This is a genomic window from Achromobacter sp. 46006 (assembly GCF_059761975.1).
Map to the genome: position 1 here is coordinate 130,861 of NZ_JCBANN010000004.1, position 21,783 is coordinate 152,643.

The 21,783-nt window shown below is 67.7% G+C and carries 17 protein-coding genes; 13 read left to right on the top strand and 4 right to left on the bottom strand.

The features are described from left to right. The first annotated feature begins 22 nt into the window (after nucleotides 1-22). The 8 genes from AC6LKG_RS03805 (at nucleotide 23) to AC6LKG_RS03840 (ending at nucleotide 12,205) form a co-directional block, all read left to right on the top strand. On the top strand, nucleotides 23-2,503 hold the full coding sequence (locus tag AC6LKG_RS03805) for a hypothetical protein (protein ID WP_498162834.1): 2,481 nt from the start codon (nucleotides 23-25) through the stop codon (nucleotides 2,501-2,503). Then, complete coding sequence (locus AC6LKG_RS03810) at nucleotides 2,500-4,563, top strand: glycosyltransferase (protein WP_498162835.1); 2,064 nt, start codon at nucleotides 2,500-2,502, stop codon at nucleotides 4,561-4,563. The genes AC6LKG_RS03805 and AC6LKG_RS03810 overlap by 4 nt, the downstream gene beginning before the upstream one ends. Before the next feature lie 42 nt (nucleotides 4,564-4,605). Beyond that, nucleotides 4,606-5,760, top strand: a complete 1,155-nt coding sequence (locus AC6LKG_RS03815; RefSeq protein WP_498162836.1) for a polysaccharide biosynthesis/export family protein — start codon at nucleotides 4,606-4,608, stop codon at nucleotides 5,758-5,760. A gap of 7 nt (nucleotides 5,761-5,767) precedes the next feature. Further along, nucleotides 5,768-7,108, top strand: coding sequence for an ABC transporter permease (locus tag AC6LKG_RS03820; RefSeq protein WP_498162838.1), 1,341 nt, complete (start codon nucleotides 5,768-5,770; stop codon nucleotides 7,106-7,108). Nucleotides 7,109-7,117: 9 nt separating this feature from the next. Then, nucleotides 7,118-7,831 carry a P-loop NTPase family protein gene (locus AC6LKG_RS03825; RefSeq protein WP_498162839.1) on the top strand — a complete coding sequence of 238 codons (714 nt, stop codon included), beginning with the start codon at nucleotides 7,118-7,120 and terminating at the stop codon, nucleotides 7,829-7,831. Between the two features lie 121 nt (nucleotides 7,832-7,952). Further along, nucleotides 7,953-8,984 (top strand): KpsE/RkpR family capsule polysaccharide export protein, encoded by a 1,032-nt coding sequence (locus AC6LKG_RS03830; RefSeq protein ID WP_498162909.1) that lies wholly within the window; start codon nucleotides 7,953-7,955, stop codon nucleotides 8,982-8,984. Then, entirely contained in the window at nucleotides 8,977-10,914 is a 1,938-nt protein-coding gene (locus AC6LKG_RS03835; RefSeq protein ID WP_498162841.1) for a Vi polysaccharide transport protein VexE, read from the top strand. The genes AC6LKG_RS03830 and AC6LKG_RS03835 overlap by 8 nt, the downstream gene beginning before the upstream one ends. Before the next feature lie 127 nt (nucleotides 10,915-11,041). After that, nucleotides 11,042-12,205, top strand: a complete 1,164-nt coding sequence (locus tag AC6LKG_RS03840; protein WP_498162910.1) for a pectate lyase family protein — start codon at nucleotides 11,042-11,044, stop codon at nucleotides 12,203-12,205. Between the two features lie 27 nt (nucleotides 12,206-12,232). Here the strand turns inward: AC6LKG_RS03840 and AC6LKG_RS03845 are convergent, their stop codons facing one another. After that, complete coding sequence (locus AC6LKG_RS03845; RefSeq protein ID WP_498162912.1) at nucleotides 12,233-12,838, bottom strand: RBBP9/YdeN family alpha/beta hydrolase; 606 nt, start codon at nucleotides 12,836-12,838, stop codon at nucleotides 12,233-12,235. Between the two features lie 269 nt (nucleotides 12,839-13,107). On the opposite strand from AC6LKG_RS03845, the gene AC6LKG_RS03850 reads away from it, so the two are divergent. From AC6LKG_RS03850 to AC6LKG_RS03870, 5 genes are all read left to right on the top strand, one after another. After that, complete coding sequence (locus AC6LKG_RS03850) at nucleotides 13,108-14,235, top strand: branched-chain amino acid ABC transporter substrate-binding protein (protein WP_498162843.1); 1,128 nt, start codon at nucleotides 13,108-13,110, stop codon at nucleotides 14,233-14,235. A 214-nt stretch (nucleotides 14,236-14,449) separates the two neighbouring features. Then, nucleotides 14,450-15,151 carry a response regulator gene (locus tag AC6LKG_RS03855; protein ID WP_498162845.1) on the top strand — a complete coding sequence of 234 codons (702 nt, stop codon included), beginning with the start codon at nucleotides 14,450-14,452 and terminating at the stop codon, nucleotides 15,149-15,151. After that, nucleotides 15,144-16,436, top strand: coding sequence for an ATP-binding protein (locus tag AC6LKG_RS03860; protein WP_498162846.1), 1,293 nt, complete (start codon nucleotides 15,144-15,146; stop codon nucleotides 16,434-16,436). Before AC6LKG_RS03855 ends, AC6LKG_RS03860 begins: the two co-directional genes overlap by 8 nt. 193 nt (nucleotides 16,437-16,629) lie before the next feature. Continuing rightward, a complete protein-coding gene (locus AC6LKG_RS03865; RefSeq protein WP_498162848.1) occupies nucleotides 16,630-17,730 on the top strand; it encodes a serine hydrolase domain-containing protein in 1,101 nt (366 codons plus the stop codon). A 54-nt stretch (nucleotides 17,731-17,784) separates the two neighbouring features. After that, nucleotides 17,785-18,684 carry a MipA/OmpV family protein gene (locus AC6LKG_RS03870; RefSeq protein WP_498162849.1) on the top strand — a complete coding sequence of 300 codons (900 nt, stop codon included), beginning with the start codon at nucleotides 17,785-17,787 and terminating at the stop codon, nucleotides 18,682-18,684. Nucleotides 18,685-18,758: 74 nt separating this feature from the next. Here the strand turns inward: AC6LKG_RS03870 and AC6LKG_RS03875 are convergent, their stop codons facing one another. From AC6LKG_RS03875 to ugpA, 3 genes are all read right to left on the bottom strand, one after another. Next, entirely contained in the window at nucleotides 18,759-19,847 is a 1,089-nt protein-coding gene (locus AC6LKG_RS03875; protein WP_498162850.1) for a sn-glycerol-3-phosphate import ATP-binding protein UgpC, read from the bottom strand. Nucleotides 19,848-19,909: 62 nt separating this feature from the next. Continuing rightward, nucleotides 19,910-20,761, bottom strand: coding sequence for a sn-glycerol-3-phosphate ABC transporter permease UgpE (gene ugpE / locus AC6LKG_RS03880; RefSeq protein ID WP_498162851.1), 852 nt, complete (start codon nucleotides 20,759-20,761; stop codon nucleotides 19,910-19,912). Nucleotides 20,762-20,779: 18 nt separating this feature from the next. Next, the gene (gene ugpA, locus AC6LKG_RS03885) at nucleotides 20,780-21,661 is read right to left on the bottom strand and encodes a sn-glycerol-3-phosphate ABC transporter permease UgpA (RefSeq protein ID WP_498162852.1); all 882 of its coding nucleotides are present in this window, start codon (nucleotides 21,659-21,661) and stop codon (nucleotides 20,780-20,782) included. Nucleotides 21,662-21,783: the final 122 nt, after the last annotated feature.

A 21,783-nucleotide genomic window follows, 5' to 3' on the forward strand; every position in this document is an offset into this window, starting at 1 on the left:
ATCAACACAGGAGAGGCCCGGAATGACTGCCTTTACCATCGCCCCGATTGGCACCTGCCGCATCCACACACCGCTGCGCGATGCCGTGGGACGCTACCCGATCAAGCAGCAGCTCGGCCGCAATTACGGCTTCGTGCACACCAGCGCCGAGGCGCTGCAGCAGGCCCGCTTCATGTTCGGCCAGGCCGAGATTCCCGCCGACGTGCAGCGCGTGATCTTCCGTCCGTCCAACGGCGAGCAGGCCCGGCGCGGCGCGCACAAGCCGGCCGACCTGTACATGGTCGAGCTGTCGTCGCGCAAGCTGCTGACCGTTGACGGCTATCCCATCCAGTCCAACTACCTGGTGCGCTACTTCAGCGAATTCTTCGCCGACCGTGCGCGCACCCGCACGTTCTGGTCGCAGGCCAGCGACGAGCGGCTGGCCGAGCGCCGCGCCTGGCTGGACCAGGACGCTGTCTTCAAGGGCCTGTCGGCGGACAACCGCGACCTGCTCGCGCGCATCGTCAAGCGCGAACAGACGGACGACGAGATCGCGCAGCAGATGCAGGCGCTGGTCGACCTGTTGGGCCGCGACAAGGTGGTATTCGTTACGCATGTGAACGCCATGACGCCCGACAACGTGCCGATCGAGCAACGGGCGCAACTGATCGCCACCGTGACCGCCAGCGCGCAGCAGATCGGCGTGCCTTGCTACGACCCGACGCCGCTGATGAACAAGATTGGCCAGGCCGACGCGTTGGAAGACGGCGGGCTGGACCTGACGCACTACACCCCGCTGTTCGCCGAGCGCCTGTACACCGAATGGTTCAAGACCTTCGTGCGTCCGCGCATGAGCGCCTCCACGCCGCAGGCGGCCGTGCCCAAGCTGGGCGCCGAGGAAAGCGCCGAACGCATCGAGAAGCTCTGGGACGCGGGCGAACTGCGCGAGGCCTCGCGCCGCCTGCGCGACGTGCTGCGCCGCCATCCGGGCCTGCCGGACCACACGCTGCTGTTCGCCCGCATCCAGGAGGAACTGGGCGACTACGAAGGTTCGCTGGCGCTGCTGGATGGCGCGGACGGCGCGCTGGCCACCGGCAGCAAGGCCGAGCAGATCCTGATGCGCAACCATTTCAAGTTGGGCCGCCACGAAGTCGCGCACTCGCTGGCCGCCGGCCTGCTGGGCGACGAGATCGAAACGCCGGAAATCGTGCGCATCGCGGCTATTTCCGCCGGCCACCTGGGGTTCGTGGACGAGGCGCTGGGCAACTGGAAGCAGCTATTCCGTATTTCCTCGCCGCAGGACGCGACCGCCACCGAGGCGGCCGACACCGTGCTGTCGCTGCTGCAGGCGGGCAGCGACATGGACGCCGTCTTGCGCTGGGTGCATGAAGTGCGCGCGGCGATTCCGTCGCATGGCCGCAGCTTCGCGATGCTGTGGCGCGACCGGCTGATCGCGGGAGACCGCGCGGGTCTGCGCGCGCTGGCCGCCGAATCGCCGGCGCTCAAGGACTTCGAGGCGCTGGAGCTGGTCAAGGAAGCGACCTGGCGCGGCTGCATCATGGCCGCGGCCGCGCTGGCCGTGTCCTGCAAGCTGGCCGACAGCGAGCAGGAAGACATTTGCGACTGGCTGCGCACGCAGTCCGCGGCCTGGGCCGAGGAGGGCGGGCAGGCGCTGGAGGAAGGCCGCCTGCGCGATGCCGCCGAGCGCATCTGCGCGCACCGCCTGCTCAATCCCGATGCCCTGGCCGGCGTGCGCGCGCAGCGCGCCTTTGAGCGCGCCATGCGCCTGGGCGTGCGGGCCGCGCTGGTGGCGGGCAACCACAAGGAAGTGATCGACCTGACCGACATCGCGCTCGATACGCAGGTTGAGTTCCCCGAGCTGCATGCCATGCGGGGACGCGCGGCCGATGCGCTGGGCGACAAGCAGACCGCCATGCGGCATCTGGAGCAGGCCGCCGCAAACGAATCCGCGCCGTTCAGCACGCAATTGCATTTCGCGCGGGTGGCGTTCAACGGCGGCTGGTTCGGCGAGGCCATCGACGCCTACAAGATGGTCCTGGCCCATGCATCGGCGGACCAGAGCGCCAGGGACGAGGCCGAGCGCCAGCTCGGGCGACTCGGGCCGCGCGCCATTCGCGGCGCCCGGGAAATCCTGTCCGCCGGCGATCCCAAGGCGGCCTGGAACCTGCTGGAGCGTGTCGCGCAGTCGTGGCCGGGGATGCCGGAGGTCGATCACGAGAAGCGCCGCATCCTGGCCGTGATGTACGCGGAGGCGCGCGCGCTGGATTCGTCCAGCACCACCGAGCGCCTGGCGCTGGGCGAGCGAATCCTGCAACTGGTGCCCGACGATCCCATCGGCCTGCGCCTGGCCGCGGTCGGCGCCATGCGCCTGCATCGTTTCGAACAGGCCCTGCCTTACTGGCGCGCGCTGCGGGAGCGTTCCGATAATCCGGCCCAGTACGACCACTACATCGAGCGCTGCCAGGTGTGGATCGACAAGGCCAACCGCAGGAAGGCCGCATGAACCCGCCCCTGATTACCGAACGCAAGAGCGCCGCGTCGCCGGACCTGCAGGCGGTCCAGGCGCGGCTTGAGGAAATCGTGGCGGCCTCGGGGCGGGTCCAGGTGGCGCAAGCGAATCTGGCCGACGCGCAGGCGCTGGCGCGCGGCCACATGGCCGATTCCAAGGTGCGCTTCCTGCTACTGCGGCTGAAGGAGGCGGCGGGCCTGAACGAAGGAATGTCCGAACAGTGGGCCACGCTGTTGCGCGAATGCCCCGATGACCTGGAAATCGTGCGTTATCGCGCAACGCGCCTGGTCAAGGAGCGCCACGTCGAGGAAGCGCTTGCCCTGGTCGAGCGGCATCTGCCCGAATCCACGGACAACCCCACCCGGCTGTTCGCCCGCGCCAAGTTGCTCAGCGACATCCGCGCGTATGAGCAGTCGGACGAGCTGTTCCGCCGGCTGATCCTGCAGCATACGGACCGCAACATCCGCGTGGAGTTCGCCAAGCGCCTGCGCAAGCGCGGCCTGTTGGCGGACGCGTTCGACGTGATCGCGCCCGTGGCCAAGCACCTGGCCCCGGGCAGCAAGGCGGCGGAGCTGGCCAACGGCCTGGCCAGCGACTACGCCTTTTACCAGCGCCTGGAGCCTGAGAGCGCGCTGGCGGGCAAAGACATCAGGATCGTGTCGATGAAGCACGCCATCCTGCATTTTCGCCACCGAAAGATCCCGGAATATTCTCCCGAGAAGCCGGTGTCGGTCGCGCTGGTGACGGGCAGCCTGGGGCCCGGCGGGGCCGAGCGCCAGTTGACGCGCCTGGCCGGAGAGCTGGCCCGCATGGCGGACAAGCCCGAGGCGCGGGTGGCCGATGCGCCGCTGAAGCCGGAGAAAGTCGAAGTGCTGGTCAAGCAGCACACCGAGCCGGCCGGTTCCACCAAGAAGCAGGGCCTGGACTTCTTCCTGTCGGTGCTGGTCAAGGCGCGGATTCCCGTCACGGAGATCAACAAGCTGCCCGCGATTTCGGTGGCCCACCAATCCGTGCCGGACGGCAGCCTGAGCCGGCTGCTGGAGCAGTTGCCGCCGCCGGTGCACTATGGCGTGACGCGCCTGGCGCCCGTGCTGCGCGCCAGCACCTTCGACGTGGTGAGCCTGTGGCAGGACGGCACCTGCCTGTTCGGCGCCCTGGCGGCGCTGCTGGCCGGCGCGCCGACTATCCATCTGGTGTTCCGCGGCTTGCCGCCGAACATCCGCAAGGATCGCTTCCGCGAAGAGTATCCCGAGCTGTACCAGGCCCTGGCCCAGGTGCCGGGCGTGCATTTCGTCAGCAACAGCCGCAAGGCCGCCGAGGCCTATGCGGAGTGGCTCGGCATTCCCATCGTGCGCTTCCACGTGCTGTACAACGGCGTGCCGGACCTGACCACCGACGCCGCCGAGGCGGACCAGGAAAAGTGGCGCGCCTTCGAGGAGGGCACGGCCGACGCCACGGAAACCATCGGCGGCGTGTTCCGCCTGGAACCGGACAAGCGGCCGCAACTGTGGATCAAGCTGGCGGCGCTTTACCTGAAGCAGCGTCCGCGGGCTCGCTTTGTCATCGTCGGCGACGGCCGGCTGCACGAGAACATCGTGGCGCTGGCGGAAGAACTGCAGGTGATGGACCGGCTGCTGCTGGTCGGCTTGTCGAACCACGTGGGCTACTGGTATTCGCGGATGGACGCCAAGGTCCTGCTGTCGCGCTACGAGGGCTTGCCCAACGTGCTGATCGAGGCCCAGTTGCTGGGCGTGCCCGTCGTGTCGACCCCGGCCGGCGGGGCGGGCGAGTGCTTCGAGGAAGACCATACGGGCCACCTGCTGGGCGATGTCGAGCATCCGGACCTGCACGAGGCCTGCGACAAAGTGGTTTCTATCGTGGACCGGGTGCGCGCCGACGCGAGCCTGAGGGCGCAGAGCCGCCAGCGGGCGCAAACCCTGTTTTCGCTGGACGCCATGCTGGCCAAGTTCCTGAGCCTGTGCATGCCGCTCATGCCCCAGTCGGAGAACGACGAAAGCATGGAGCTGCCGCCGATGCGCCTGATGCAGGCCTGAGCATTCGCCGGTCCCCAACCGGTCCTGAAGATAAAGGAAGTTATGCAAATGAATGTCCCGGCCGCGGGCCCGCGCCGTCTTGCGGCGCCGGCCCTGCTGCTGATTACCGTGCTCATGCTCAGTGGCTGCCAGTTGCCGCGCTCCGGCCCCATGCTGAGTGAAATGACTGGGGCCCACGACGACAAGGACGTGATCGTGATGCCGGCCTCGCGCGAGCTTGCGCGCGCGAGCCGGGTGCCCGAGGTCGCCGATTTTCCCGTGCGCTACCGCGACCTGACCCAGGCCGGCTTCGACAGCCTGGTCCCGGGCGACGGTGTCAACGTGAAGGTCTGGGAGCGAGGCGGGCTGGGCGTGTTCGCGACCGATCCTTCCGGCGTGAGCGACCTGGGCAACCAGCAACTGGATCGCAACGGCAATGTGGCTTTTCCCATCCTCGGCAAGTTCCAGGCCGGCGGCATGACGCTGTCGCAGTTGCATGACGCCATCATGGCGCGCTTGAGCCGGCTGGTGGTGGGCGCCGACGTCAGCGTGACGCGCGTGGCCGATGCGCGCGGGCAGATGGTGACGGTGCAGGGCAATCTGACCAAACCGGGCATGTATCCCATCACCCAGACCTCGCAGCGGCTCAGCAGCGCGCTGGCGCAGGCGGCGCCGGTACAGACCAATCCCGAGCAGCTCGTGATCAGCCTGCGGCGCGACAACCAGGTGGCCTCGGTGCGTCTGTCGGACATCTACCGCAACCAGAACAACGACGTGCTGCTGCGGTCCGGCGATGTCATCACCGCCTACGAATCGCGCGAATTCCTGACGGTGCTGGGCGCGGCAGGCACCCAGGGCCGGGTGGCAATCAGCAAGCGCAACTACAGCGTGCTGGACGCGCTGGCCGACGCCAAGGGCCTGGATGACAAGACGGCGGACCCGCGCTCGGTGTTCCTGTTCACGCCCGCGCAGGCCGGTGTGGAGGGCAAGCCGGACCTGCTGCCCGTGGTGTACCAGTTCGACCTGACACGCCCGGAGCAAGTAGCGCTGGCGCGCGAGTTCAGCGTGCACGAGGGCCAGGCGATCTACATCTCGGACGCGCCGTTCACCCAGGTGCAGAAGGTGCTGTCCGCCTTCCGTGTGACCATGAGCGCAGGCTTCAGCGCCACGCGCGCCATCGATTCCGATTCCGGCGGTTCCTCCGGCGTCAGCCAGTAGTGTGTCGATGAGCAACGAGGATCGGATCAAGGGTTGGCGGGCGCGGAAAAAAGACAGCAGCTACGCGGTGGGAGCGGGGGTCGATGCCTGGCGCCTGGACCCTGCCGCGTTGTTCGAGGCCAAGGCAGAGCCGGCCGTCCTGTTCAAGCCGCTGCTGGCGCGGCTGCAGGGCGAACCGCATGATTCCGTGGCCGCCCGGCGGGCGGTCTACGAGGCGGTGCAGGCCGAGCTGGACGCGGAGATCGCGCGTGCCCGGGTCGACGAGACGCTGGCGGACTTTTCGCGGCGGCGGCTGCGCATCATCGTGCGGCTGCTGGAGCAGGACATCCGAGCGGGCGTCGAGGTTTTCGCGCCCGGCTACATGCCTGCCCGGTTGGTGGCGGAAGACCGGCGCCTGGCCGAGGCCCAGGCGCGGCGCGAGCAGCGGCGCAGGCAGGACGAGGCGCGCGATGCGCGACGCCACGCCTCGCGCAACGATATCGCGCTGGAAATGGAGCTGCCCGCGGGCGAGGCCGGCGACCTGGCGATTCTGCGGGACCGCGTGCGCGGACTGCATGCCGGGCATCGTCCCCGCATCGCCGGCCGCGGCTGGCCTGGCGGTCGCACGCTGCTGGCCCTGTTCGTGTATCAGCTCCATGTGATGCATGGCGAGAGCCGGGTGGCGCTGCTGTGGGCGCTGGTCGGGCCGGTGGTGCTGCTGACGCTGATTTCGTCGCTGTACATCCTGATGGGCACGCACTACATCCTGGGCATGGATGTGCAGACGTTCTCGCTGTTGGGAGCGACCACCTGGATCATGTTCCGGCAGATCATCTTCCGCAGCAGCACGGCCTATGTGTCGGCCCGCGGCCTGCTGAACTTCCAGGGCGTGTCGCCGTTGATGTGCGCGCTGGTGCAGGCGCTGCTGTATGTGTCGGTGTACCTGGTGGTGTTCGTGGTCCTGATCACCGCCGGCCACGCGCTGGACCTGATCACGTTGCCCAGGAGCTGGCCGGGCTTCATGCTGTTCGTGGTGTTGATGGCGTGCTGCGCCGCCGCGATGGGCCTGCTGTTCGGCGCGATCGCGACCTTCTGGCACTTCTTTCTGCGGCTGGCGCCGGTGATCGAGCGCTTCCTGCAGATATTCTCGGGCGTCTTCTTCGTCTCGGAACAGTTGCCGGAGCATTTGCGGCCCTGGATGCTGTGGCTGCCATTCGCGCATGGCATGCAGTTGCTGCGCTCGGCCTACTTCGACGCCTACACGTCGCAGGACGCGAGCCTGGGCTATTTCCTGACCAGCCTGGTGTTCCTGATGGTGCTGGCCCTGGCGGCCGAGCGGCTGGCCCGTCCCAATATCCAGCCGATGTGAGGAATGGCAATGATCCATCTCAATGGCGTGACGGACAATCCCCAGGCCTTCGGCAGCCGGCAGGCGTTGCTGGCCCAGGCCAACCTCGACATTCCCGTCGGGCGCTATGCCTTGCTCTCGCCCGCGCCGGAGCTGCATCGCCAGATCATCGACCTGCTGTGCGGCCTGCGCCCGCCGCGCCAGGGGTTCGTGCAGCACGAGGGCAACGTATCCTGGGCGATCGGCCGACAGGGCTTCATCCGCGGCAAGGCCAGCGGCCTGAGCATGATCGAGCTGGTGAGCCAGATGTACGAACTGGACGCCGACGCCACCTATGAACTGGTGGCGGACCTGGTCACTGACCCCAGGATCCTGAGCCGGCCGATGGAGCATTGGCCGCTGTATGCGCGGCAGGAGTTTTCGTTCGCGCTGGCCCTGGCGCCGGCGTTCGATGTCTACGTGATCGAAGGGGCCATCCCCTTCGAACCCTGCCGTTTCACCCGTCTCTGGCTGGCGCTGTTCGAAGAACGGCTGGTCGGCAGGACGCTCATTCTTTCCAGTTACCGCCAGAATCAATTGGCGGACTATTGCCTGAAGGGCCTGATTTATGAACGCAGCGCACTCCGCATCGAAGACGACCTCGACCAGTGCATCCGCAAGTTCCCCCCGCGGCGCTCAAGAAGCGAGTCCGGAACAGGCGACGATGTCTTCGGCGGCTTCGACGACGGCCAACTCGGCTTCTGAGGGCGGCTCCGAGATCGAGCGCCGGCGCCGCGAACGGCAATCCGCGTTGCGCGAGCGCCGCCGCCACCGCTGGATCAACGTGCTCATCGTCGTCGCGCCGGTGGCCGTGGCCCTGGTGTATGTGCTTTGCATCGCCACGCCGCGCTACGAGGCGGAATCGCGTTTTTTCGTGCAGTCGGGGTCGGGCCAGCAGGGCGGCGGCGCCATGGCGGCCAGCCTGCTCACCACGGGCAATTCTGGCGGCATGCTCGGCGGCTTCGTCGACGGCTGGGCCGTCAGCGATTTTCTCAAGTCGCGCGACAGCATGCGGCAACTGGACAAGCAGGTCGGCCTGCGCCAGTACCTGCGGAACCCGGGCATGGACCCGGCCAACCATCTGTCCGAGGACTCGAGCGAAGACGATCTCTATCGCGCCTACCGGGCTTCGGTCCAGGTTTCCTTCAATGCCCTGGAGCAGATCGACGTGCTGCGCGTGCGGGCGTATTCGCCCGAAGACGCCGAGACGCTGTCCAAGGCCCTGATCGGCCTGGCGGAGAACTTCGTCAGCTCCATGAACGAGAAAGGCGTGGCGGACAAGCTGAGGGTCAGCGAGGAATCGGTCAGGCAGGCCGAACAGAAGGCCCTTGCCGCCCGCGAAGCCCTGACGGCATGGCGCACCGCGCACGGCAATATCGACCCGACGGCGACGGTGGCCATGCTGCTGAACCTGTCCAGCCAGCTCGAAGCGGAGCTGAGCAGCGCGCAGATCAACCTGGACAAGATCCGCGCCATCGGCAACAAGGATCACTTCATGCTCAAGCCCGCCGAAATGCAGGTTGCCGCCCTGAAGAAGCGGCTGGCCAACGTCCGCCAGCGGCTGAGCGGGGAAGGCAACACCGAAGCGAAGCAACTGAAGTCGTACGAAGCGCTGCGCAATACCCAGGCCTTCGCGGATTCGAATCTGACGCTGGCGCAGCAGTCATACCAGCAGGCCGTGACGGACGCCCTGCGCCTGCAACGCTATCTGTCCATCATCGCCCAGCCGGTCTCCACGGACCGGCCCAGCAGCCCGCGCACAGGGGTGTTGCTGCTGCAGGCGCTGGCGCTGGGCTTCGTGCTCATGTTCGTGCTGCGCGCGGCGATGGCTTTGTTGCGAGGATTGCGCCATGGTTGATACGACGATAGAACGCCCCGGCGCCGCCGCGGCGGCGACGCGGAGCGCCACCGCCGCCGCGAGCGATGCCACCAGCCGCCTGCGCGGGGTCATCAAGCGGATCCTGGAGGCCGATGAGCCGTCGGAGGCGATGGCCGAGTTGGGGCCGGCGCTGGCGCGGGTGGAGGAGGGCTGGCGCGATGCGCGCCGCTTGCTGGTATCGCCATTCGTGCGGGTGGGGCGGCTGGAGCCGGCGATTGCCGCGCTGGAGTGCCTGGTGGCGGCCTACCCGGCGCGCACCGACGACCGCCGCCTGCTTGCCAGCCTGCTGGGCCGCACCGAGCAGTGGGACCGGGCCATCGCCCAGGCGGATGCGGCCGCCGCCATCGCGCCGGATTCCGCGGCGCTGCAGGCCGCGCGGATACAACTGCGCGTGCAGGCCGGACGCATCGCCGAGGCCGCCGCCGTCGCGCGCGAGACCGCCGCCGTGTCGCTCGTCGATCCCGGCGAAGCGCACTGGTGGATGCTGGCTTATTCACGCAATGGCGACGCCGCCGAGGCGGCCGGCGTTGCCTTGGCCCTGGACGGGGCAGGCCTGCCGAACGCGCGCGTGGCGACAGTGGCCGTGCGCGCGCTGCTCGACGACGACCGGGTCGAGGCGGCGATCCTGCTGGGCAACGCGGCCCTGGACGCGGGACATGATGCGCCGGCGCTGCGCGCTTCGCTGGGGTTGGCGCACCTGCGCCGCGCCACCGAGGACGACCGCAAGCAGCATGCCCTGGCGCATTTCGAGGCCGGCCTGAAAGCGGCGCCCGCCGACGTGCGGCTGTTGACCCTGCATGGCGAAACGCTGCTGCGCGCCGGCCGCTACAAGGAGGCCGAGGCGCCGTTGCGGCAGGCCGTGGAACTGGCCCCGGAACTGGAGCAGACCCGCGCCTTGTATGCGCGCGCGCTGCGCTACACGCTGCGGTACGGGGAGGCCGCCGACCAATTGATGCGGCTGGTCGAGAAATCGCCCGACAAGCGGCTCTGGCAGCGCGCGGCCATCGGCGCGCTGTCGCAGGCGGGCCGCAAGCAGGAAGCCGAGGCCCTGTTCGAACGCTACGTCGCGCAGCGCGGCCAGGCGCTGCCGGCGACGTTCCAGCAAGCCCTGGAGCAGCTGGAGCAGAAGCTGGACAGCGCGCCGATCCCGCAGGCGCGCCTGGACTGGGCCTGGTCGCTGCGCGGCGACGCCACGGCCGACCGCAAGCAATGGGAGCGGCGCGCGCGCTGGGGGCATCTGGTCGATCACCTGCTGTTCGACTGGCTCGAATGCCGCGAGGACAGTGTCGAGGAAGCCATGCAGATGCTGGGCGAGCTGGACACCGGCGAGCGTTTCTTCGCGCCGCTGCTGGCGGCCGGCCGGGGCGTGGTGGTCGCCACGGCGCACGTGGGGCCCATGTATGCCGGCCTCATGGCGCTGGAATTGCTGGGCATTCCGTCGCGCTGGCTGGCGACCGCGCCCAGCATTGCCCAGAGCAGCTATGCCGCCGCCCTGATCTCCACCGCCGACCAGACCGAGGCGCAGGTCGCCAAGGCCTGCATGCGCGCGCTGGCGTCGGGCAACGTGCTGTGCCTGGCCGTGGACGGCGCCGCCAATCCGGCCGCGCCGCGCGTGGATTTCGAAGGGCAGTCCGTGACCTATTCCAGCTTCGCGGCGCACCTGGCGCATCGCCAGGGCGTGCCCTCGGTGTTCTACACGCCGCGCTGGGAAGACGGCCGCGTCGCCTACACGCTGGAGATGCTGCCCGCGGTCGAACCCGGGGAGGACGCCGACGCGTATGCGCGGCGTTGGCAGGAAGCGTATTTCAAGCACCTGCGGGCGCACGTGGCCGGTCCGCCGGAGAACCTGCGCCTGAGCGGCGGCATCTGGCGCCATGTGCAGTCCGCGGATCGGTCCGCGCAGCGGTAGGGAGTGAATGGGCATGAAAGCAGGAATGAATGCAACGGAAGGCGCGGCGGGCAGGGCGCCGCGGCGCGGGCGCGGCCGGCTGGGCGCGCTTGCCTGGCTGCCCGCGGCGGGCTTGCTCGTGGCGGCCATGCTGTATGGCGGCGCGGCCACCGCCAGTGAGTCCTGCGCCAGTCCGGACGAACGCTGCCCCTTCGTTTCCGAACTGCTGCAGCAGCGCGAAGGCTATGGCGCCCAGGCCACGGGCGGCCTGGGCGGCCGCTTCATCGAGGTGACCTCCGACCAGGATTCCGGGCCCGGCACACTGCGCGCCGCGCTGGCGCAAGCCAAGAAGGGACCGACCTGGATCCGCTTCGCCTCGGACATGACGATCGTGCTGGACTCGCAGCTGCGCGTGCCGTCGAACACGACGATTGACGGCCGCGGCAAGCACGTGGCCCTGATCGACGACGGGCTGGGCGTGTATGGCAGCAGGAATGTCATCCTCACGCACCTGACCATCGACGGCCGCCTGAACCGGTTGACGCAGGCCGTGAACATCGCCAACAACAGCCGCGACGTCTGGGTCGACCACATGGACCTGTCGCGCATGTCCGACCGGTTGCTCAACGTCAAGAACGGCTCCACCGACGTGACGATCTCGTGGACGAAGTTCCACAATTCCAACAAGGTCATGCTGCTCAACAACATCACCTCGAAGAACCTGTTCGCGAACTACGAACGTGATTCCATCGCGCGGGTGACGCTGCACCACAATTATTTCTTCAACACCGTGCAGCGCAATCCGCGGGGCCAGTTCGGCACCTTTCACCTGTTCAACAACCTGCTGGAGAACTGGGACTTCTACGGCATGAGTTTCAGCCTGGAGGCCAAGGCGCTGGTCGAGGGCAACATCTTCAACAATGATGCCAAGCGCCAGTGCGTGGAGCCGGCGTTCTTCCCGACGGTGGAAGGCGTGAAGGTCAACTACTGCCGCTATATCCCCACGGCCGCCAAGCGCAGCGCGCTGGACAACGGCGCCTCGGACAAGGGCGCCTACCAGGATCTGAAGGCGGTGCACGGTTATACGCGGGACTTCAAGGCGTTCCTGCGCCTGAAGGACAATGTCTACCTGGGAGACGCGAAGCCCGTGCTGCAGGACTACCGCCCGGAGGCCGCGCCGACGCCGCCGTATTGCTATGGCTATGAGAAGCCTTCGGCCGAACTGGCGGACCGGATCCGCAGGCACGCGGGGAACACCAGCGGCGAGACGCCGCTGCCGGCGACGCGGGTAGGCGCCGGCTGCCCGGGGTAGCGCCGCGCGGGGAACGGGAGAGGGATGTCAGCCCTGGTGTGACAGCGGCCGCTCGGGAATCGGCGCGATGCGTTCGGGCGGCGGCGAGACCCGCCAAGAGGCGCGCCGGCGCAGCGCGCCGAACAGCTTGAGTCCTTGCGGCCAGTCCTCCAGCCCGCTGTCGGCGTTGAGATGGCCGGCGCCGGGGATCACCGCGAAGCGGCTGCCCCAGCTTTCGGCGAAGGCGCGCGCGCGCTCCAGCCGGCAATAGGGGTCGTTATCACTGGCCACCACCACGCTCTGGAAGGGCAGCGAGTGGCGCGGCACGGGCGCGAACCCGCGCAGGCAGTCGGGCGCGTCGGGCCTTTCGACGTCGGCCGGCGCCACCAGTAGCGTGCCGGCCACCTTGGCGCGCAGCGGCACCGGCAGCGCCACGCTGATCAGGCAGCCCAGGCTGTGGGCCACCAGCAGCACCGGGCTTCGCGCATGGTCGACCTGCGCGGCAAGGGTGGCCACCCATTCGGCGCAGACCGGCTGCTCCCAATCGCGCTGCCGCAGCCGCACCGCGTGCGGCAGCAGGGCGCTCCAGCGCGATTGCCAGTGGTCGGGTCCGGAGTCTTTCCATCCGGGGACGATGATCGGTTGGAGTCTCATGGCGGCCATGATGCCGCGCAGCCTTAGTAACGCAAACGAATAAATGCGCTTTTGCATATACGGTTGCGTATATAAGGCCGAGGGCCCCGCGATGCGGCGCCGCAATATCCTCGGCCGCGCCGCAATCGCGCCGGAACCCCTGCAAAAGCCGCTATTTTTCAGTGTATGCTTGCCCTGCTAATGCAACGTAACGGGGCGTGACCATGACATTTCCGGCTGTCCGCCCGGTTCATAAACCAACGATTACAAGCCATTAAAGGAGTGCACCCATGAAGCAAGCATTTCGTCTGACCCCGGTCATCGCGGCCCTGGGCGTCGCTGCGGGGTTGGCGTTCGGCGCCGGCGCGCAGGCGCAGACCATCAAGATCGGCGTGGTGGGCCCCACCACCGGCGCCGTCACCCAGTACGGCGACATGGTGCGTGAAGGCGTCGACACCGCGGTGGAACGCATCAACGCCGCTGGCGGCGTCAACGGCAAGAAGCTCGAAACCGTTGTCATCGACGATGGCTGCGAACCCAAGCAGGGCCCGGTTGCCGCCAACCGCGTGGTCAACAGCAAGATCGGTTTCGTCGTGGGCCACGTGTGCTCGGGCGCCACCATCGCCGCCGCCGACATCTACAACAACGAAGGCGTGGTCATGGTCACGCCTTCGGCCACGTCGCCGGCCCTGACCGACGGCAAGAACTACGAGTTCATCTTCCGCACCATCGGCCGCGACGACCAGCAGGGCCCGGCCGCCGCCAAGTTCATCCTGGACAAGATCAAGCCCAAGAAGGTCGCCGTGCTGCACGACAAGCAGTCGTACGGCCAGGGCATCGCCACGGCGGTCAAGAACGACCTCGAAAAGGGTGGCGTGCCCGTCGCGATCTTCGAAGGCATCAACGCCGGCGACAGCGACTACTCGGCCGTCATCACCAAGCTCAAGAGCCAGGGCGTGGACTTCGTCTACTACGGCGGCTACCACCCCGAAATGGGCCTGCTGCTGCGCCAGGCCGCCGAACAAGGCGTGAAGGCCAAGTGGATGGGGCCTGAAGGCACCGGCAACCCGGACATCAACGCCATCGCCGGCGATGCCGTCGAAGGCATGCTGCTGACCCTGCCGGCCGACTTCACCCAGAACGCCGCCAACGCCGACATCGTCAAGGCCTTCGCCGCCAAGAAGCGCAATGCCAGCGGCGCGTTCCAGATGACGGCCTACACCGCCACCCAGGTCATTGCCGATGGCATCAAGGGCGCCGGCAGCGAAGACCCGACCAAGGTCGCCAAGTACCTGCACGCCAACACGTTCGACACCCCCATTGGCAAGGTGGCCTGGAACAAGCAGGGCGACCTGACGAACTTCCAGTTCGACGTGTTCGTGTGGCACAAGGACGGCTCCAAGTCCGTCTACAAGTAAGGACCTTGGCGCGTCCCGGGCGGCCTGGCCGTCCCGGGCGCGCGCAGCGCGCCAGACCCCCTCGGCCGGGCCGGAAGCAGCGTCTTCCCGCCCGGCTTTTCCGTGGGCGGCGCCAGCCGGGAACCTATCCGCCGGCCCCCCGGTCGAACGCCGCTTGCGCCGTTTTGCGTAGAATGCGGCCAAATCGAACTCTCTTTTCCTGTCCGGACATTCCATGACCAAGGCCTTGCTTGTCGAAGACGATCCGAAACTGTCGCGCCTGATCGCGCAGTTTCTGGAGCAACACGGGTTCCAGGTCGCCCAGGCCTATCGCGGCGACCATGCGGTGGAGGCGTTCCGCCGCCACGACCCGGCCATCACCATCCTCGACCTGATGCTGCCCGGGCGCGACGGCCTGCAGGTCTGCCGCGACCTGCGCGCCTTTTCGTCGGCGCCGATCCTGATGCTGACCGCCCGCGAGGACGACCTGGACCAGATCCTGGGCCTGGAGTCAGGCGCGGACGACTATGTGATCAAGCCGGTGGAACCCCGCGTGCTGCTGGCGCGCATCCGTGCGCTGCTGCGCCGCCACAGCCAGCTCGAGGAACCGCCGGAGCGCCTGGAATTCGGCCCGCTGGTCATCGACCGGCGCACGCGCGCCGTGGTGCATGCGGGCGCCGAGGTCGACCTGACCACGATGGAGTTCGAGATGCTATGGGCGCTGGCCAGCCAGGCCGGCCAGGTGCTGACCCGCGACGACCTGCTCAACGCCGTGCGCGGCATCGAGTTCAACGGTCTCGATCGCAGCGTCGATGTCTGCGTCAGCAAGCTGCGCCGCAAGCTGGACGACGACCCGCGCGATCCGGCGCGCATCAAGACCGTGTGGGGCAAGGGCTATCTGTTCTCGCCCAAGGCGCACGAGGGCAGTGATGATTAAATTCGTCCTGCGGCTCTTCGTAGTGCTGGCGGTGGGGTTCGTGATTTCCAACGAAGTCGTGGACCGCTCCGCCAACTACCTGTTCGAGCCGGTCAGTGACGCCTATACCCGCGATTCGGTGCGCGGGCAGATCCACAGCCTGGTGCGGGAGCTGTCCCAGGTCGAACCTGGCGGCCGCGCCGCCCACATCGAGCAGCAACTGGCGCCGTACTACGGCCTGGGCCTGCGCGTCGTCAATGCGTCGGACTACAACGCCAGCGACAAGGAGCGCCGCATCGCCGCCAGCGGCGACTTCTTCATCCGCGACAAGATGCAGACCTTCGTGGCCGCCATCCCCGGCCCCGGCGACCAGTGGCTGGAAGTCAAGCTGCCGCCCGAGCCCTCGTTCGGCCCCTGGGTGGTGGCGGCGGTCTATTCGGCCCTGGGGCTGCTGCTGTGCGCCTTCATGCTGGTGTGGGCGTTGCCGATCTGGCGCGACCTGGAAGCCTTGAAGACCGCGGCGCTGCGCATGGGGCAGGGCGATCTGCGGGCCCGCGCGCGGCTGTCGCGCCATTCCAGCATCGGCAATCTGGGCGACACCTTCAACCAGATGTCCGAGCGCATCGGCGCGCTGATCGGCAACCAGCGCGAGCTGACCAACGCGGTGTCGCACGAGCTGCGCACCCCCATCGCGCGCCTGTCATTCGAGCTGGACATGATCGAGCGCGCCGAGGCGCCGGCCGAGCGCAAGCGCCTGATCGAAGACATGAAAAGCGACGTCGCAGAGCTCGACAGCATGGCTTCGGAATTGCTGATGTATGCGCGCCTGGAACACAAGGACGACGGCGTTGCGTTGCGGGCGCAGGATGCGCGCGGCTGGCTCGACGGGGTGATGCAGCACGCCGGCTTCCAGGCCGGGCAGTCGGGCGTGCGCTGCGAAGTGGCCTTGTGCCAGGTGCGCGAAGTGCACCTGCACCAGCGCTACATGACGCGGGCCCTGCTGAATCTGCTGCAGAACGCCATCCGCTACGCCAGCCGCCAGGTGCAGGTCAGCCTGATTTCGCCCGCGCCGCGCGAATACGTGCTGATGGTCGATGACGATGGTCCCGGCATTCCGGTGGCCGACCGCGAACGCATTTTCGAGCCGTTCATCCGCCTGGACGAAAGCCGCGATCGCGGCACCGGCGGCACCGGGTTGGGGCTGGCCATCGTCAGCCGCGTGGCGCGCTGGCACGGCGGCACCGCCGAGGCCGCCGACAGCCCGCTCGGCGGAGCCCGCTTCATCGTCAGTTGGCGGGCCGCCTGAAGGGCGCTGCGCGCCGGCTTGAAGGGGGCCGCGCGTGGTCCGAGCAGCCCCGGCTCCGTCATCCGCCACGCCTTTAACAAACTTCACAATCTGCCCGCTGGTTTTTCACAAACTCGATACAAAGCGGGAAAGATCGGCGCGCTCGCGCTGACTAGCATGACGGCAGTTCTTAAAAGAGGCCGCCGCTCCCGTCATGTTGTCGCTCACCCGCCTGGCCGCCGCCATGCTCCTGATCGCCGCCTGCGGTTGCCAGGGCGTGGCCCCGGCCGCGCCGCCCGCCATCGCCCAGGGGGACTATCCGGCGGTGGTCGCCTACCTGACGCAGCGCATCGCCCACGACCTGAAGGCGCAGCGGGTGCCGGGCCTGTCGATCGCCATCGTGGACGACCAGCGCACGGTCTGGAGCGGCGGCTTCGGCTATGCCGATTCGGCGCGCCATCGCCGCGCCAGCGGCGATACGCTGTATCGCCTCGGCGCGATTTCCAAGATCGTGACCGCCGCCGGCGTGCTGCGCGCCGCCGACGAGGGCCGCCTGTCGCTCGACCAGCCCGCGGCGGATGCGCTGCCGCCAGGGCGGATCGAGCCTCGCCGCGACGCCCTGCACTGGCTGGGCGCCGATCCCTTCACCGCCCGCCGGCTGTTGGCGCTGCATCCGGACACGTTCGAAGACACCATGGGCCAGGCCCGCGCAGACATGGGCTATGCGCTGCTGGGCGAAATGGTGGCGTACGCGGCCGACGAACCGTTCGAGTCCTACCTGCGGCGCGCGCTGCTGCAACCGCTGAATATCCCGCGCGCCGGCTTCCGACTGGCTGCGGCCGGCGCCGAGGCGCGCGCCTTGCGCGCGGCCGGCTATCGCCGTGGCGCGCCGTGGCTCGAGCATCCGCAGACCAATGATGCAGCCGAGGGCCTGTGGGCCAGCTCGGCCGAGATGGCCCGGTTTTCCAGCATGTTGTTCGGCGGCGGCCTGTATCGCGGGCGCCGCATCCTCAACGACGAGTCCGCGCGCGCCTTGCTCGATCTGGAAACGGTGGCCCACGGCATCGGCCTGGAATGCCGCCTGGCGCTGTCCTGGCTGGCGGCGCCGTGCGATGAGGACGGCATCGCCGCCATGTCCTTGCGTGAACACCGTGGCGCCACCGAGGCGTTTCGCGCGCGCTGGCTGCTGGCGCCGCGCGAGAAGCTGGCGGTGCTGGTCATGAGCAATGCCGACAACGCCGAGCCGCTGGTGGCCTCGGTCTCCAGCCTGGCGATGGACCTGATGCGCCGGGCCAAGGGCGTCCCGCAACAGTAGTGCCGCGCGCGGCGCGTCGCCGTTTTCCTCCAACCTCGTTTCCCGGAAGCACTCATGCAGCGATATTCCTCCCTTTACCCGTTGTCGCGCCGTGCCGGCGCGGCCTGGCTGCTGGCGTGCCTGCCGGCGCTGTCTTTCGCGGCGGATGGCCTGCAGGTGGCCGATACTTCGGTCTACGGTTCGCGCGGCGCCAGCTCGCGTGGCATCGAAGTGTCGACCGGCACGCCCAAGCCCGCCGATGAGTGGAAGTTCTACGGCACGCTCGGCGTGGGCTACGCGCCGCGCTACAGCGGCAGCGACGAAAGCGCCGCGCTGCCCATCTTCGGATTGGGTATCCGCAGCCCGGGCGGCTTTTTCCTGGATACGGCGCACGGCCTGGGCTGGGAAACCGAGGCCCGGGGCAGCACCTTCCGTTTCTATGTCGGCCCCAGCGCTTCGCGCAAGGACCACAAGAAGGGCTCCGAGGGCTCGAACAAGTTGCGCGGCATGGGCGACATCAGGAGCCGCGCACAGGTCGGCATGGACGCCGAGACCCAGCTCGGTCCGGTGACGCTATCGGCGACGCTGGTGCACGCATTCAAGAAGGGCGATGACCGCGACCTGGGCAGCGCCTACACGCTGTTCAATCTGGGCGCCGGCGCCACGGTCTACGAAGGTCCGGCGGGCGCGCTATCGCTGGCGCTGAGCGGCAATTTCGGCGACGGCAACTACATGCGCACCTGGTACGGCGTCAGCGAACGCCAGTCGTTGCGCTCGGGCTATCGCCGCTACCGGCCCAAGGGCGGCCTGGAAAGCGTCAGCCTGGCCGCGACCTGGGCATTGCCGCTGAGCAAGGAGTGGTCATGGTCGGTGGCGGCCGAGGCGCGGCGCCTTTACGGCGACGCGGCCGACAGCCCGATCGTGAAGGACCGCAACCAGTACTCGATCGGCACCATGATCACGTATACGTACTAAGGAGAAGCGGGGGCAGGCCGGCCCGCCCCGGCATGGGGCGGGCGCCAGGCGGCGCGGCGGGGCCGCGCGCCGCCTTACAGGCCCTGCACGCGGCGGCCGGTGTCGGCCTCGAACCAGTGCAGCGGATGGCGGCCGTCGGGGCCGACGTTGACACGGTCGCCCACCTTGGCGGAGGCCTCGGACAACTGGCGCGTCGTGCAGCGAACCACCAGGGTCGACTTGCCGCAGCGGCAGTGGACCAGTTGCTCGGACCCAAGCGTTTCGACCATTTCGACTTCGGCCGGCACGCCTTGCGTGTTCAGCAGCATGTGCTCGGGGCGCATCCCCATGATGACCTTGCGGCCGCGCACCGGCGACGGCACCTGCAGCGGCGAGATATCCAGCGCCAGGCCGTCGGCGGTCTGCACCGTGCCGTCGCCGGCCACGTTGACTTCCATCAGGTTCATCGGCGGCGAACCGATGAAGCCGGCCACGAAGGTCGAAGCGGGTTTCTCGAACACTTCCATCGGCGTGCCGATCTGCTCGGGCACGCCCTGGTACATGACGATCATGCGGTGCGCCAGCGTCATGGCTTCGACCTGGTCGTGCGTCACGTACAGGCTGGTGGTGCCCAGGCGGCGGTGCAGCTTCATGATTTCCAGGCGCATCGCCACGCGCAGCTTGGCGTCCAGGTTCGACAGCGGTTCGTCGAACAGGAACACCTTGGGCTCGCGCACGATGGCGCGGCCCATGGCCACGCGCTGGCGCTGGCCGCCGGACAGGGCGCGCGGGCGGCGGTCCAGCAGGTGGCTCAGTTCCAGGATCTGCGCGGCGACGTCGACGCGCTTCTTGATTTCGTCCTTGGAGAACTTGCGGATCTTCAGGCCGTACGCCATGTTCTCGAACACGGTCATGTGCGGGTAGAGCGCGTAGTTCTGGAACACCATGGCGATGTCGCGCTCGGCCGGCTCGAGATTGTTGACGACCTTGTCGTCGATCACGATCTCGCCGCTGGTCACGGTTTCCAGCCCGGCGACCATGCGCATCAGCGTGGACTTGCCGCAGCCCGAGGGGCCGACGATGACGATGAATTCACCGTCCTTCACATCCATGTCGATGCCATGGATGACCGGCACGTTGCCGGCGTAGGTTTTCTTTACGTTGCGAAAGCTGAGAGTAGCCATGAGTTATTCGTATCGGAGTCGTTGTCGTGAGGGCAGCAAGCCGAAGGCGCGGCGTGGGGGTCTCACTTTTCAGTGTCGACCAGACCCTTGACGAACCATTTCTGCATCAGGATGACGACCAGCGCCGGCGGGATCATCGCCAGCATGGCGGTGGCCATGGTGATGTTCCATTCGGTCACGCTGTCGCCGCCGCTGATCATCCGCTTGATGCCGATGACGACGGGGTACATGTCTTCCTGCGTGGTCACCAGCAGCGGCCACAGGTATTGGTTCCAGCCATAGATGAACTGGATCACGAACAGCGCGGCGATGCTGGTCTTGGACAGCGGCAGCAGCACGTCGCGGAAGAAGCGGATGGGGCCGGCGCCATCGATGCGGGCGGCCTCGATCAGCTCGTCCGGCACCGTCAGGAAGAACTGGCGGAACAGGAACGTGGCGGTGGCCGAGGCGATCAGCGGCAACGTCAGGCCGGCGTAGCTGTTGAGCAGGCCGAGGTCGGCCACCACTTTGTAGGTGGGCGCGATGCGCACTTCGACCGGCAACATCAGCGTGACGAAGATCATCCAGAAAAAGAACATGCGGCCGGGGAAGCGGAAATACACCACCGCGAAGGCCGACAGCAGCGAGATCGCGATCTTGCCGATGGAAATCGCCAGCGCCATGATCAGGCTGACGTACATCATGCGGCCCACCGGGGCGCCGGACGAGCCGCCGGAAGAGCCGCCAAACAGCGCCTGCATGTAGTTGTCGACGAAGTGCGGACCGGGGATCAGCGACATCGGCGCGGAGGCCACTTCCTGCGCGGTCTGGGTCGACGCGACGAAAGTGACGTAGAGCGGAAAGGCCACCATGGCCACCCCGCACAGCAGGATGACGTGGGCCAGAATATCCAGCCAGGGACGGCGTTCAACCATTGTTATCTGCCTCGAAAATCAATACTGCACTTTGCGGTCGACGTAGCGGAACTGCACGACCGTCAAGGCAATCACAATGAACATCAGCACCACCGACTGGGCCGCGGACGAGCCGAGGTCCAGGCCGCGGAAGCCGTCGCTGTACACCTTGTAGACCAGGATCGAGGTCGACGTGCCCGGGCCGCCCTGCGTGGTGGTGTCCACCACCGCGAAGGTGTCGAAGAAGGCGTAGATGATGTTGACCACCAGCAGGAAGAAAGTGGTGGGCGAGAGCAGCGGAAACACGATGCTCCAGAAGCGGCGCGACGGGCTGGCGCCGTCGATCGCGGCGGCTTCGATGAGCGAGCGCGGAATCGATTGCAGGCCGGCCAGGAAAAACAGGAAGTTGTACGAAATCTGCTTCCAGACCGCGGCGATCAGCACCAGGATCATGGCCTGGTTGCCGTCCAGGCGCGGGTTCCAGTCGACGCCGGCCTGGCGCAGCGCGACCGCCAGGATGCCGACCGAGGGCGAGAACAGGAACAGCCAAAGCACGCCGACCACGGCGGGCGCGACGGCATACGGCCAGATCAGCAGGGTCTTGTAGAGGCCGGCGCCGCGGATCACGCGGTCGGCCATGACGGCCAGCAGCAGCGACACGCCCAGGCCGACCACCGCGACCAGGATCGAGAACACCGCCGTGACGCGGAAGGAATCCAGGTAGGCCTGTTGCGAGAACAGTTCCATGAAATTGTCGAAGCCGACGAACTCGGACGACAATCCGAATGCATCTTCCAGCCGCATCGACTGCCACATGGCCTGGCCGGCGGGAAGGAAGAAGAAGACCAAGGTAATGGCGATCTGCGGCAGAAGCAGCAGATAGGGCAGGGTCTTATGCCCGAAGACTACACGTTTTTCCATAGGGGATGCCCAAGGTACGAAAAGCGGCGGTTGGATTAACCGCCGCCTGGTGAAACCGCCGCCGGGGTGGGCCGGCCGCTTGCGGCGCGGGGATGCGCCGGTACTCATAAAAACACGATAGG